General features: G+C 58.6%; 12 protein-coding genes and 2 pseudogenes. 5 read left to right on the top strand and 9 right to left on the bottom strand.

The genetic code is table 11. From position 1 onward, the window contains the following. The 9 genes and pseudogenes from MCUTH_RS12015 to MCUTH_RS11175 all read right to left on the bottom strand — a co-directional run. Positions 1-331: pseudogene (locus MCUTH_RS12015) on the bottom strand (hypothetical protein); the annotation flags it as partial. A gap of 496 nt (positions 332-827) precedes the next feature. Next, entirely contained in the window at positions 828-1,091 is a 264-nt protein-coding gene (locus MCUTH_RS11200) for a hypothetical protein (RefSeq protein ID WP_066958872.1), read from the bottom strand. A gap of 66 nt (positions 1,092-1,157) precedes the next feature. Next, positions 1,158-1,427 (bottom strand): hypothetical protein, encoded by a 270-nt coding sequence (locus MCUTH_RS11195; RefSeq protein ID WP_150468764.1) that lies wholly within the window; start codon positions 1,425-1,427, stop codon positions 1,158-1,160. Between the two features lie 191 nt (positions 1,428-1,618). Next, the gene (locus MCUTH_RS11190; RefSeq protein WP_066958870.1) at positions 1,619-2,767 is read right to left on the bottom strand and encodes an AAA family ATPase; all 1,149 of its coding nucleotides are present in this window, start codon (positions 2,765-2,767) and stop codon (positions 1,619-1,621) included. Positions 2,768-2,861: 94 nt separating this feature from the next. Further along, the gene (locus MCUTH_RS11775) at positions 2,862-3,035 is read right to left on the bottom strand and encodes a hypothetical protein (protein ID WP_161937590.1); all 174 of its coding nucleotides are present in this window, start codon (positions 3,033-3,035) and stop codon (positions 2,862-2,864) included. Positions 3,036-3,287: 252 nt separating this feature from the next. After that, positions 3,288-3,533, bottom strand: a pseudogene (locus MCUTH_RS11905) (HepT-like ribonuclease domain-containing protein); the annotation flags it as partial. A 12-nt stretch (positions 3,534-3,545) separates the two neighbouring features. Then, positions 3,546-3,668, bottom strand: coding sequence for a ribonuclease HepT family protein (locus tag MCUTH_RS12090; RefSeq protein WP_263478281.1), 123 nt, complete (start codon positions 3,666-3,668; stop codon positions 3,546-3,548). Next, a complete protein-coding gene (locus MCUTH_RS11180; protein WP_066958869.1) occupies positions 3,665-3,982 on the bottom strand; it encodes a nucleotidyltransferase family protein in 318 nt (105 codons plus the stop codon). Before MCUTH_RS11180 ends, MCUTH_RS12090 begins: the two co-directional genes overlap by 4 nt. 100 nt (positions 3,983-4,082) lie before the next feature. Then, the gene (locus MCUTH_RS11175) at positions 4,083-4,592 is read right to left on the bottom strand and encodes a hypothetical protein (protein WP_066958868.1); all 510 of its coding nucleotides are present in this window, start codon (positions 4,590-4,592) and stop codon (positions 4,083-4,085) included. Positions 4,593-4,770: 178 nt separating this feature from the next. On the opposite strand from MCUTH_RS11175, the gene MCUTH_RS11170 reads away from it, so the two are divergent. From MCUTH_RS11170 to MCUTH_RS11145, 5 genes are all read left to right on the top strand, one after another. Beyond that, positions 4,771-5,016, top strand: a complete 246-nt coding sequence (locus MCUTH_RS11170; protein ID WP_066958867.1) for a hypothetical protein — start codon at positions 4,771-4,773, stop codon at positions 5,014-5,016. A gap of 468 nt (positions 5,017-5,484) precedes the next feature. After that, positions 5,485-7,050, top strand: coding sequence for an oligosaccharide flippase family protein (locus MCUTH_RS11160; protein WP_066958865.1), 1,566 nt, complete (start codon positions 5,485-5,487; stop codon positions 7,048-7,050). Further along, the gene (locus MCUTH_RS11155) at positions 7,047-8,417 is read left to right on the top strand and encodes a Coenzyme F420 hydrogenase/dehydrogenase, beta subunit C-terminal domain (protein ID WP_066958864.1); all 1,371 of its coding nucleotides are present in this window, start codon (positions 7,047-7,049) and stop codon (positions 8,415-8,417) included. The genes MCUTH_RS11160 and MCUTH_RS11155 overlap by 4 nt, the downstream gene beginning before the upstream one ends. Then, positions 8,410-9,657 (top strand): polysaccharide pyruvyl transferase family protein, encoded by a 1,248-nt coding sequence (locus tag MCUTH_RS11150; RefSeq protein WP_066958863.1) that lies wholly within the window; start codon positions 8,410-8,412, stop codon positions 9,655-9,657. Before MCUTH_RS11155 ends, MCUTH_RS11150 begins: the two co-directional genes overlap by 8 nt. A gap of 7 nt (positions 9,658-9,664) precedes the next feature. Beyond that, on the top strand, positions 9,665-10,663 hold the full coding sequence (locus tag MCUTH_RS11145; RefSeq protein ID WP_150468766.1) for a glycosyltransferase family 2 protein: 999 nt from the start codon (positions 9,665-9,667) through the stop codon (positions 10,661-10,663). The last annotated feature ends 752 nt before the right edge of the window (positions 10,664-11,415 follow it).

Genomic DNA, 11,415 nt, shown 5'->3' with positions numbered 1-11,415 from the left:
GGGCGCCGACGATGGTCTTTGCGATGTAGGCCTCCTCGTTGTAGGCGGGCATCGCAACGAGGGTCCGGACGGCACGCCGAACCCCCACAAGAGCATCGACGAGGAGGGGTGCGTCGTCGTCTTCGAGAGGCGGCCGGGGGGGGAGAAGAGACCGCCGGCTCGGCGGGGGAGGGGCTCTCCCGGGGGGAGAGGGGCTGGGAGTTGGTGGTCGAGTGCATGGTATGCCGGGATGTTTTGGGTTGGTGAAGAGCCCCGGAGAGGGGTCGGATGCGCCGGGAGAGGTAGGAGGGGACCCCGGGGGCGTTGATGTTGTATGATAGATTGTTTCCAAGGAATTTAAAAATATGCTGATATGATCCACGCAATAATAAAAGATATTTCATTAATTATACGTATTTAAGAGGCGGCACTCTCGATCAGAGACCATAAACGCGGGTAATGGGGTCATCCGATCTAAATTATTTCTATCCTAAAATATCTAAATGATCGAGTCTAGAATGCACAGCCACACCGATTTTTCCAGCGAATAATGCCGCAAAGAGGCATGACCGCCCGTACAGTACATCTGCACGACCCCGGGGATACAGGGGATCCGGCCGTCAGATCCTCTGAGCGCGTCATAGTCAGGAACTCCAGCTCGGCCAGGTCGAGGGCCCGGCCGAGACACCAGACGCATCGCTCTGGGATGGTGCGGACCCGGAGCCTTCGCCCGGCGGTGAGGGGCCGGTGCTCGATCGGCTCGCGGAAGTTTGCCGTCGCGGATATGAGGACCTCCGGGAGGTCCTCGGAGAGCGAGACCTCGTCGAAGAGGAAGACGGTCCCGGGCTTTAGATCGTCGTGCAGGCACGGGTCTTGCCCTTGCCCGGAGAACGCGACGTGGAGCCCGTTCGTGTTCTGGAGGGCAAGGAAGATCGTAAGGGGCTCTGCGACGACCCGGTGGCCGACCGGGTTCTGTTGAAGGTCTCGGGGATGAGGACGAGGGGGTCGTCGCTCTTGAGGATCTCAAGGGCACGCTCTCGGTGCTCGTCAGGGGGAGGGGTTGGTATCTCCTCCGGCACCTGTTTCCTCTTCGGGCTTGCTCTCTCGTACATCCGCCCTTGAGTTCCGGCCAGCGCTGGGCTCCGCCGCCGTGCAGGAGAGCATACCCGCCTCCGACGTCATGGCCGCCCCCGCTCGACGCTGATCAGGTACTGGTGGTTTTTGGTTCTTTGGACGTTGATCTTTCGGACGGCTCTCCCGTGGCGGCGGATCGCGTCCGCGACAGCACGGGGAACGAGGAAGAGCGGGACCGGGGAGATGTTTATCTCTTCCCGGGCAGATGTACCAGTGGCGGCCTGGCAGAGCGCGGGGTGGCACTTTGTATCCGGGCTGCCGCCGCTGGTTTTCGGTTCGGTTCCTCCCGGATTCTGTCTATCTGCTGGTTGCATCTCTTGTAACTCCCTGCACCGGAGTCTTCTCCGGCGCATACAGCACCATCGGGGGTTCCGGTTAAAAGGCTAAGCCTGCTCTCCGGAAAAAGAAACAGGCCATGTATAAGCCTTACTTTATTGATACCGATCAAAAACAGAGGACATGAGAGGGAGCACCAATCCATGGCCTGAGCGGGTTTTTCATGATCTCATACCCTGTCCGGAGTTTTGGGGGTTCGGTCCGGGGATCTGCAGGCGGCGGCCACCTCAGTGGCATCGTAGCGGAGCCGGACCTCCCGCCCCCGGCCCGTCCTGGGCACGAGGTCGAGGAACCCGGCCTCTGCGAGCCGCTTTAAGTGCTCGTGATAGGTCGTCTTCCCGACCGCCAGGTAGCCCTGTGCCGCCTCAAAGACCGCCCCCGACGCCATATCGCCCCCTTCAGAGGACCGCTCCGCGATCCAGGAGAGGAGGGTTCGTTCGCCCGCCGAGAGAGCCGCGATGCGGGAATTAAGCCCCGGTGCCATGACCGTCCGGGCCGCGGCGGTGACGTCGGCGTGGGTGACCCGCCGGCGGCCGTCCTTCTCGGCCCGGAGGACTGCCGCCCTGACGAGGTCGATCCCGACCCGGACGTCCTGCTCGCCGGCGGCGATCACTGCGATGCGGTCGAGGAGCGGCGGCGGGAGCACCCGGGGGTAGAGCCCCTGCCGGACGCGGTCGGCGAGGATCTCGCGGATCTCGGCCCTCGTGTAGGGCGGAAAGTTGACCTCGGCCGGGTGGAAGACCGACCGGACGCTCGCGTCGGCCTCGGCGTAGAGGTTCCGGGCAAGATCGCTCGTGACCGCAAAGACCCCGGCCTTCCGGACGTCCCACTTCTCGTAGAGCCGGAGGATCTGGTAGAGGATGGTGTTGTAGATCCCGGCCACTATGAGTTCATCGGCGTCGTCGAGGCAGACGACGAGGGCGGCGTCGCGGTCCCGGAGCCGGGCGGCGATCCCCTGCTTGATCTCGTCGAGGTGCCGGCCGGCGGGATACCCGCAGACCTGCCGAAAGATGCTCCGGTAGACGGCGAGCGCCGAATGATCGTGGCGGCAGTTGACGTAGACCGGGGCGACCCGCCGGGTCTCTTCGGTGATGGCGGCAAAGACCCTGCGGACGGTGGTGGTCTTCCCGGTCCCGGGGAGTCCGCGGAGGACGGCGGAGAGGGCGCTCCCGCCCCGGAGGGCCGGCTGGAGGAGGAAGGCGATCTCCTGGACCTGGGCGTCGCGGTGGTGGAGGTGCTCGGGGAGGTACGTCGGCTCAAACACGTCGGGGTCGCGAAAGAGGGTCTGGTCGTGGCGGAGAAGCCCGGTATGCGGCATACGTCGATCTCGAGAAGAGGAGATTGATAAAGTGGAGCCGTGTGCGGGTTGAAAGTGTATGTGGCCCCCCCAGTTTCAGCCGGAGCGGAGGTATCTACCCAAACCGTTGCCGGGCCAGAGCGAGAGCCCGGATAAGCCAGCCGGATGCAGAACGCCGCTTCTTCATCACATACGATCCGCCATACTGGACGTTCTGCCTGGCGACCCGGAGTTTGTCAAAAGCGTTCAGGAGATTGACGATCTCGGGATCGTCAAATATGTGCCGCACTGCGATAGCAAGACATCGAGGTAACCGGCGGAATAGAGGAACGTCCGGATACTGTGAGATGCGCTATTGTACGTGGCAAGGTGTGCCATTTCGTACTCCAGGATCGCCACATTCTTCTCCGCTGCCGAGAGGAACCTCGCCGCAGATGCGAGGGAGCCGGGAATACTCTCTATTGCCCTCGCGTCGGGGCGGATGAGGCCCAGGTCGAGACACTCCTGCCACCTCATAGGCGCGTCCCCCGGACAGTCGTGCTTATCGGCGCTCGCTGCTCGTGGACCCGTCCGCGGCCAGGTCATCCCGGAGGGCCTGCATCGCGGACCTGAGGGGAGGAATATCATCCCGGATCGTCCTCCAGATGATGGCCCTGTTGATCCCGAAGTAGGCATGGATCAGTTTGTCGCGCATACTGGCCATCTCAGCCCAGGGGTATCCGGGGTAGTTCTCCCTGATTTCGCGGGGAATGCACTTCGTCGCCTCACCGATCATCACTTCCAGTGCTCGGGTGACAGCCTAAACGGTCTTATCGTCCTCGCAGAACTCCTCATACGACATGCCCCGGGTGAAGATCGCGATCTTTTCGATGGCGTCAAGGATATCATCCAGGTAGTCAAGGGTGTTCCGTGGAGCCGTCATACGTAGATAACCTCATTCAGGATACGGCGGCCGATGTGAGGTTTGAGCGCGCTCTTTTCGACCAGGTCCACTGATCTACCGAGGATCTCAGATAGGTAGCGCTCAAGCCTGATAAATCCAAAGATTCCCCGGACTTCTGAGAATTCGACCAGAATGTCCACGTCGCTTTCCTCGCGCTCCTCGCCGCGCCGGCACGAGCCGAAGATGCCGATGGACCCGACGTGATAGGTCTCTTCCAGGTAAGCCTTCTTCTCCCGGAGAATGCCGATGATTCGTGCGCACTCTCCGTCGATCTTGGGGGTGGCGGTATCCATTCCTGATCGGGGTATGCGCTGTACTCCGACGTTATAGATATCCCCGATACAACGGTTCTGCCCGGCACACGGGGGAAAAAGAGCAAGGGGAGGAACCCCTTCACCCCAGCGCCGCAACGGCGTCGGCCCAGGACTCGACCCGGTCCCTGATCGCGTCGTCCTGGTAGGACGAGATCCGGACGCTCTTTCTGGTGAGGGTGACGAAGTAGTCCTCACCGGAGGGGTCGTGGCACTTGAGCTGACAGTAGTAGGTCTCGCGGGAGCTGTCGCGGACGACGTCGGTTGCTCCCATCGCGGTCTTGATGGCCGCGTTCCCGAGGACCTCGGCGGCGTTCGCCTCGAAGGCTGCGATCGTCGGGGACTGGATCGAGACGGTCCCGACCCGCTTGCCCGCGTCGTTGAGGAAGTTCACCTTCGCGGTGTAGTGCTCGCGGTTCCGGACGACTCCCGCGATGGTCTGGCCGTCGCGGGTCGTATACTCGACGCACCCGAAGGGGTTGTCGTCGAAGACCATCTCGACGATGCTGTCGAACTGCTCCACGCTGGCGATCGGGACGGAGAGGTCCCGGACCGCCGTCTTGTTCACGGTCTTCTGCACGAAGTCTGCCATGGGTTTTCTCCTGTCTGCATCTTCCCGGGAACATGACAGACGATCATAAGGTTGGCGCGGGGGGATATCAGTCTGACTTTATCGGAAAGGCCGGATTGGGCTTTGATTCTGGAATATAATCGTTACGGTCAGGCTTTTTCTCTTCGCCGTCCTACTGTCACCCGGGAGGGTTACCAGGATGACCAATGAGAAGACCACGCGGGAGCTGGTTTACGAGACGAACCGGGATGTGAAGTGGATTTGTAAGACGCTGCAGCGGATGGAGGCGCAGGACGAGGAGTTCGAGAGCCGGCTCCGGGCGCTGGAGGGCTGGCGGGCGGAGAAGGTGGGTGAAGAGAAACGGGTTTCCACCATCAGCGCCGGGGCCGGCGGGGTCGTGGGCGGGGTGGTGGCGGTGATCGTGCGGGTGCTGGGCGGGGGGTGAGGAGGGAGGACACACTCCACTTTAGATTTGATACAGACTATAAGTAATATGGAAGCCGTCCCAAAAGAGTTCGGCGATCGAAGATCCACCTGATGTAGAGCACTCCTACGCAGCTTTTCAGAGGAATCGGCATTATACAGCGTCGAATTGCTGACACGGCTTCCCACTGGATATCGCAACTCGGGGGAGGGACCGGGAGGGGGTGTTCCCCTCCCGGCTGAGGGATTTTGGGACAAACTCGGGTAAACTTGCAATCATCCTCTTGTTCGTCATAATCCCGGCGGAAGAAGCGTTCAACGACGGTGCCGTTCATAGCCCTAAGGTAGTCCCTGCCCATCTAAGTGCGGCCACCTCAAAAGAGCAAATCCGGCAGGCATTTCATACCGCCGTTACTAACCTGTAAGATAAGAATCCCGCTGGTGAATTCTCCTCCGGGGAGCCAGTACCATCCCAGCCAGAAGAATATCCATGCCGTCCACCACCTCCGCTACAGACCAGACCACCCGAGGCTTCGCCGCTCAGCTCCCCCGCAACCTCGCGGCGAACATCGCCTACTTCCTGGTAAATATCGTCATCGGGATCCTTCTGGTCCCCTACTTTATTGATACTCTCGGGGTCGCGGCCTACGGGCTCATCCCGCTCGCGACCTCGATCACGGGGTACGTGGCAATCGTCGTCCAGTCGCTCAACACCGCCGTCACCCGGTTCCTCACCGTCGACCTCCAGCGGGGAGATTACGCAGCCGCGAATAAGACGTTCAACACGTCCCTCTTCGGGCTCACCGCAGTCATCCTCCTGATGATCCCGGTCATCCTCGTGGTCGCGTACTTCGCTCCATCGATCTTCAACGTCCCGGCCGGGCAGGAGACCGGTGCGGTCCTCCTCTTCCTCGGGGTCTCGGCCGGTTTCCTGATCCGGTCCTGGAGCGGGAACTTCACGGTCCAACTCTTCGCCTACAACCGCCTCGACCTCCAGAACCTCGTCAACCTCACAAACCTCATCGTCCAGACCGGGTTGATCGTTCTCCTCTTCACCCTCTTCGGCCCCGATCTCGCCCTCATCGGCGGGGCATACCTGGCCGGAGCAGTCATGGCCTCCGGGGTCGCGATCGTCCTCGCCCGGCGAGTCTGTCCCCATCTCCGAATCTCGATCCGTTCCTTCGACCGCCGGAGGGTGCGGGACCTCTGCGGGATGGGGTGGTGGGTGGTGATCGACCAGATCGGCTCCCTCCTCTTCCTCCAGATCGACCTCATCGTCGTGAACCTCCTCTTCGGGGAAACGCCTGCCGGGGAGTATGCGATCGCCCTCCAGTGGGTCATCCTCCTGCGGGCGGTTGCCGGGGTGCTCTCCGGCGTCCTGACGCCGACGATCCTCTCCTGTTATGCCCGGAACCAGACCGAGACCCTGATCCGGGTCACGAAGAGCGCCGTCAAGTTGATGGGGCTTGCCATGGCCCTCCCGATCGGTCTTGTCTGCGGACTTGCTCCGCTCCTCCTCACGGTCTGGGTGGGGGAGGAGTTTACCTTCCTCGCGCCGCTGATGGCACTCCTGACGGTGCACCTCGCGGTCAACCTCGCGGTGCTGCCCCTCTTCCCGATCAACGTCGCCTACAACCGGGTGCGGGTGCCGGGGATCGTGACGTTCTTCATGGGGATCGGGAATTTCGGCCTCGCGGTCGCCCTCCCGCTCCTGACCGGCCTTGGCTACTACGGGGTCGCGGCCGCGGCGGCGATCGTCCTCACCCTGAAGAACGCCATCTTCACCCCCTGGTACGCGACGCGGGTGCTCGGGGTCGGGGCTCACACCTTCACCCGGTCGATGCTTCCCGGGATTGTCGCGACCGGTCTCATCGGGGTCGCGGCGGCAACCCTGGGAGGGATCCTCCAGCTTCCCGCCCTGGTTACGCTTGTCGTTGCCGGTGCGGGCATTGCTCTGGTTTACCTTGCGGCTGTCTGGGTGTTGGGTCTGAACGGGTTTGAACGCGGGCTCTTTGAGTCCTACCTGCCTCCAGCGCTCAGGAGAATTATCATATGAAATCGTCCGTCATGAACAGCGTTGTCGAGCACGACCTCTGCATCGGCTGCGGCCTCTGCGCCGCTCTCTGCCCGCAGGACGTCCTTTCAATGCAATGGAACCGCTACGGCGAGTATAATCCCGTGGAAACGTCGCCCTGCACCACCGAGTGCGGTCTCTGCCTGAAGGTCTGCCCCTTTGCAGATTCCGGGGAGAACGAGGACACGATCGGGGAGCGGCTCTACGGTGCGGTCCCGGGGATCCAGCACCGCTCCGAGACCGGCTACTACCTCGCCTCGTACGTCGGCTACTCGGAGAGACACCGGCCGACAAGCGCCTCAGGCGGGATGGCGACCTGGCTCCTGGAAGCGCTGCTCACCGAGGGGGTCGTCGACCACGTCATCTGCGTTGCCCCCACCGGCGACCCGGAGCGTCTCTTCGCCTTCCAGGTCTTCGATACCCCGGAGGAGGTCCGCACCGGGGCCGGCTCGGCCTACTACCCGGTGGAGATGTCGGAAGTTATCAGGCAGGTCCTCGAGGTGCCGGGGCGCTACGCCGTCACCGGCCTGCCATGCTTCCTCAAGGCGATCCGGCTTGCCCAGCAGCGGAACAAGAAACTCCGGGAGCGGGTCGTCGTCACCGTCGGCCTCACCTGCGGGCAGCTGAAGAGCAGGCACTTCACCGACTACGTCGCCGCTCTCGCCGGGGTGCAGGGTGAGGTGACAGCGGTCCGCTACCGCGGGAAGAGCCCGGACCAGCCGGCGAGCAATTATCACTATGTGTTCACGGCCGCAGACGGTGAAGAGCACAAGATCTTCTGGAACGAGGGGATCAGTGAAGCCTGGACGAACCGGTGGTTCACGCCGAGGGCCTGCAGTTACTGCGATGACGTCTTCGCCGAGTGCGCGGACGTGACCTGCATGGACGCCTGGCTGCCGGAGTACTCGCGGGACAGCCGGGGGACGAGCCTTGTGCTGGTGCGGTCGCAGGCGATGCGGGAGATGGTCGAGCGGGGGCAGGGTGTTCGTCTCGACTCGATCCCGGTCGAGCGAGTGATCCAGAGCCAGGCCGGGGTCGTGGCGATTAAGCGGCAGCACCTGACATGCCGGCTGTACCTTGACCCGCAGGGGGTTCCGGAGAAGCGGGTGGCACCAGAGAGGCCGAAGAACCCCTTCCTGCGGCAGGAGGTCGTCCTGAAGGAGCGGATGCGGGTTTTAAGCCGGGATCGCTGGGGCGCCGGGGAGCGGGACGGAAAGCACCTCCGGGAGGCAATGGGGCAGGATCTGAGACGACTGACGGCGGGAAGACAAATATCAAAGATTATTACCTTCCCGGTAAGAATTCTTTGGTATATTCGGAGGAAGGTCGGGGGCAATAATCATGGATGAAGAGAGACCGTTGTTTATTCTGGCCGGGAACAATCCCTATGAGAACAGAGGGTGTGAAGCGATTGCCCGGGGGACAACGAAGATCTTGCGGGAGTACTTTAAAGACCCACGTTTCATCTGCCTTAGCCATTTTCAGAACGAGAAGCAATACCAACAGCAATGTATGCAAGAAACAGATGATGCAATCACGCATTTGCACTCATACCGACTAAGTAGGAGAAAAATTGCTCAAAACCTCTGGAAACCGTTCTATCTGGGCTATGCCTACGACCGTCTCTGCTGTCCCGAGGCTTTAAAGTACAGGGTTTACAAGCAGATGCTTCCCTACCTTGATGAGGCGGCTGCGGTTCTCTCCGTGGGCGGGGATAACTACTCCCTTGATTACGGTATACCTAAACTCTTCACCGATCTGGATGACATCGCCATCCAGAAGGGAAAGCCCATCATCCTCTGGGGCGCCTCGGTCGGCCCGTTCAGCGCAATGCCCGACTATGAACAGTATATGAGCGACCACCTCCAGAAGGTCACCGGGATCTTTGCCCGAGAATCGGCTACGATTGATTATCTCAAAGGGATCGGCGTGACCGAGAACGTCTACCCTGTTGCAGACCCTGCGTTTCTCATGGATCCGGCCAAGCCGGAGGGGATCGAGGACTTGCTCCCCCTCGATGAGGAGGCGATCGGCCTTAATTTGAGTCCACTGATGGCAAAGTATGTGAGCGGGAGGAATCTCGAAGCGTGGACCGAGATAGCCGCACAAATCATCTCGGGGATAGCAGAGACAACAGAGATGCCGGTCTATCTGATCCCTCATGTGACAACCCCACATTCTGACGATTATGCATTTATGCGGAAAGCAGTCTCCCAGATTAAGGGGCAAAACAGAAATATCACGCTTATACCTCCCAAGTACAGTGCTGCAGAGATAAAATGGATCATCAGCCAGATGGCCCTCTTTGCCGGGGCCCGGACGCACTCTACGATTGCTGCTCTCTCGTCTGGCGTCCCGACCCTGAGTTTCGCCTACAGTATCAAAGCACGCGGCATTAACCGGGATATATTCGATCACGAATCATACCTCCTCAGTCCCGAGTGCCTTACCCCCAGCACCGTGACCGAGAGGATTCAATCCATGCTCGATGAATCGGGAAAGATCAGAGGTGAACTGGATGAAAAGATCCCCTTGATCCAGGAAACTGCATTGCGTGCGGGAAAATATCTGAAAACACTCGTGGAGTAGTATTCTCATGATTTCGGTTTCGATTGTTATCCCTCTCTACAACAAAGGTCCTCATATCTCCCGGACAATTCAATCCGTCTTAAATCAGACTGAGCAAAATTTTGAGATCATTGTCGTTGACGGACAGTCTACAGACGAAGGCCCAAAGATTGTTAAATCGTTTGAGGACCCGCGGATATTCTTCTTCGAACAGGTAGGATCGGGCGTCTCCTCTGCTCGCAACGAAGGTATCTCCCACTCAAGATCAGATTTCGTCGCGTTCTTGGATGCAGATGATGAATGGATGCCGGACCATCTGGAGACGTTGTTACGGTTACGCGAGGCATACCCCGAGGCAGGGGCATATACAACTGCGTACCTTGTAAAATATCCCAACTTCCAGGTAAAAATGGCGAGTTTCCATGCAATTCCCGGGAAACCCTGGGAGGGACTACTCCCGAGTTATTTTAAGTCTGCCGCCTTTGGATCTCCTCCGGTGTGGACATCGGTAGTGGGCATACCTAAGCGGGTCTTAACCGAGATGAGGGGTTTCAACACTGATGCATGGTGGGGGGAAGACACAGACCTCTGGGGGCGAATTGCTTTGAAATATCCCATTGCCTTCAGTTGGGATGGGATGGGGATATATCATACTGAGGCCTCTAATAGGGCATGCAATAGAACAGAACCCGTTGAAGAGAATATCTTCGTTCGCACCGCCAAGGAGGCGTTAGAAGCTGGTGAAATACCAGATGCAATGCAAGCAGACCTTCGAGAGTACGTTGCGAAGAAACAGATTGAGACAGCGTGGTTCAATATACGCGCAAAGAGAGCAGACCTCGCTCGAACTGTTTTAAAAAAGTGCGTTACGAGGGAGCTGATTAGAAAAAAGTACTGGGCTCTATTTTGGGCGTACGTACCATCTAGTGCATATGAACTAGCAAGTACTACAAGGCAGATTAGCATGGATATTTTGTATAGAGCGCAAGAGGATTATACGAATATCCGAAAGCCGAGAAAAATTTAGCCCTTAACTATAATTAATAAGGTACAGGGCTAAATTCCCATTAGAGCACACTCGAATAACTGAGGCATCTGACTCCAACCTTTCAAAATCCCGCTCTATAAATCTCCACTTGTCTGGGAATTCGGGGTACATATGTTCATAAAAATCTTTACCTTGCGTTGTTAACAAGAAGTACCGCTTTCCGTCGTAGTTAGAACCAAGGGAGTAAGAAGCATTATATCCAAAATGATCGACAGGTAAGAGACTATTACCCCCACCCCAATCATATCTGATGTTAACCTCTGGGTAACTGCAACCATAAATAGCATCATGGAACCTCATTTGAGATGTTCCATGTTCTAAAATAAGGATAGAGTCATCTCTCTTTTCAAAAAACGTAGCCATACCGTAATAATCACTCATTGGAACTTGTTGATTCACCTGTTTAATATTAGGTGATAAATGGAGGGTGAAAGCGGACAAAACAATTAGCACAATAACTATCGTGCAAGTTAACGCGCAGAAAATGACCTTTTTGAAGTTGCCGATATTTTGGAGCCTTCTGTACGCGGTGACCACCGAACTTGATATAATGATGAGGGAAAAAAGGTAACGTCTCAGATCTTCTGTAATTTGCCTGAGCCCTGTCTCCTTGCCTGATCATTCCTTCTCCATGGTCAAATACCTTCTGCCGGTGACCCACTCCTCGTTGATGTCCATCAGGATAGATCCGACCAGCCGGAGAAGGGATTCCTCGTTCGGGAACGCTCCTA

Origin of the sequence: Methanoculleus thermophilus (assembly GCF_001571405.1) — an archaeon.
In the GTDB taxonomy this organism is placed as follows: Archaea; Halobacteriota; Methanomicrobia; order Methanomicrobiales; family Methanoculleaceae; genus Methanoculleus; species Methanoculleus thermophilus.
The sequence above is the reverse complement of the archived record's forward strand: the minus strand, read 5'-3'. Positions and strand labels throughout refer to the sequence as shown.

What these genes read in the sequence shown, in the direction of transcription:
- MCUTH_RS12090 (WP_263478281.1), bottom strand. Translation starts at nt 3,668, where the DNA reads ATGACGGCTCCACGGAACACCCTTGACTACCTGGATGATATCCTTGAC.
- MCUTH_RS11195 (WP_150468764.1), bottom strand. Translation starts at nt 1,427, where the DNA reads ATGCAACCAGCAGATAGACAGAATCCGGGAGGAACCGAACCGAAAACC.
- MCUTH_RS11145 (WP_150468766.1), top strand. Translation starts at nt 9,665, where the DNA reads ATGATTTCGGTTTCGATTGTTATCCCTCTCTACAACAAAGGTCCTCAT.
- MCUTH_RS11180 (WP_066958869.1), bottom strand. Translation starts at nt 3,982, where the DNA reads ATGGATACCGCCACCCCCAAGATCGACGGAGAGTGCGCACGAATCATC.
- MCUTH_RS11190 (WP_066958870.1), bottom strand. Translation starts at nt 2,767, where the DNA reads ATGCCGCATACCGGGCTTCTCCGCCACGACCAGACCCTCTTTCGCGAC.
- MCUTH_RS11200 (WP_066958872.1), bottom strand. Translation starts at nt 1,091, where the DNA reads ATGTACGAGAGAGCAAGCCCGAAGAGGAAACAGGTGCCGGAGGAGATA.
- MCUTH_RS11155 (WP_066958864.1), top strand. Translation starts at nt 7,047, where the DNA reads ATGAAATCGTCCGTCATGAACAGCGTTGTCGAGCACGACCTCTGCATC.
- MCUTH_RS11170 (WP_066958867.1), top strand. Translation starts at nt 4,771, where the DNA reads ATGACCAATGAGAAGACCACGCGGGAGCTGGTTTACGAGACGAACCGG.
- MCUTH_RS11150 (WP_066958863.1), top strand. Translation starts at nt 8,410, where the DNA reads ATGGATGAAGAGAGACCGTTGTTTATTCTGGCCGGGAACAATCCCTAT.
- MCUTH_RS11160 (WP_066958865.1), top strand. Translation starts at nt 5,485, where the DNA reads ATGCCGTCCACCACCTCCGCTACAGACCAGACCACCCGAGGCTTCGCC.
- MCUTH_RS11175 (WP_066958868.1), bottom strand. Translation starts at nt 4,592, where the DNA reads ATGGCAGACTTCGTGCAGAAGACCGTGAACAAGACGGCGGTCCGGGAC.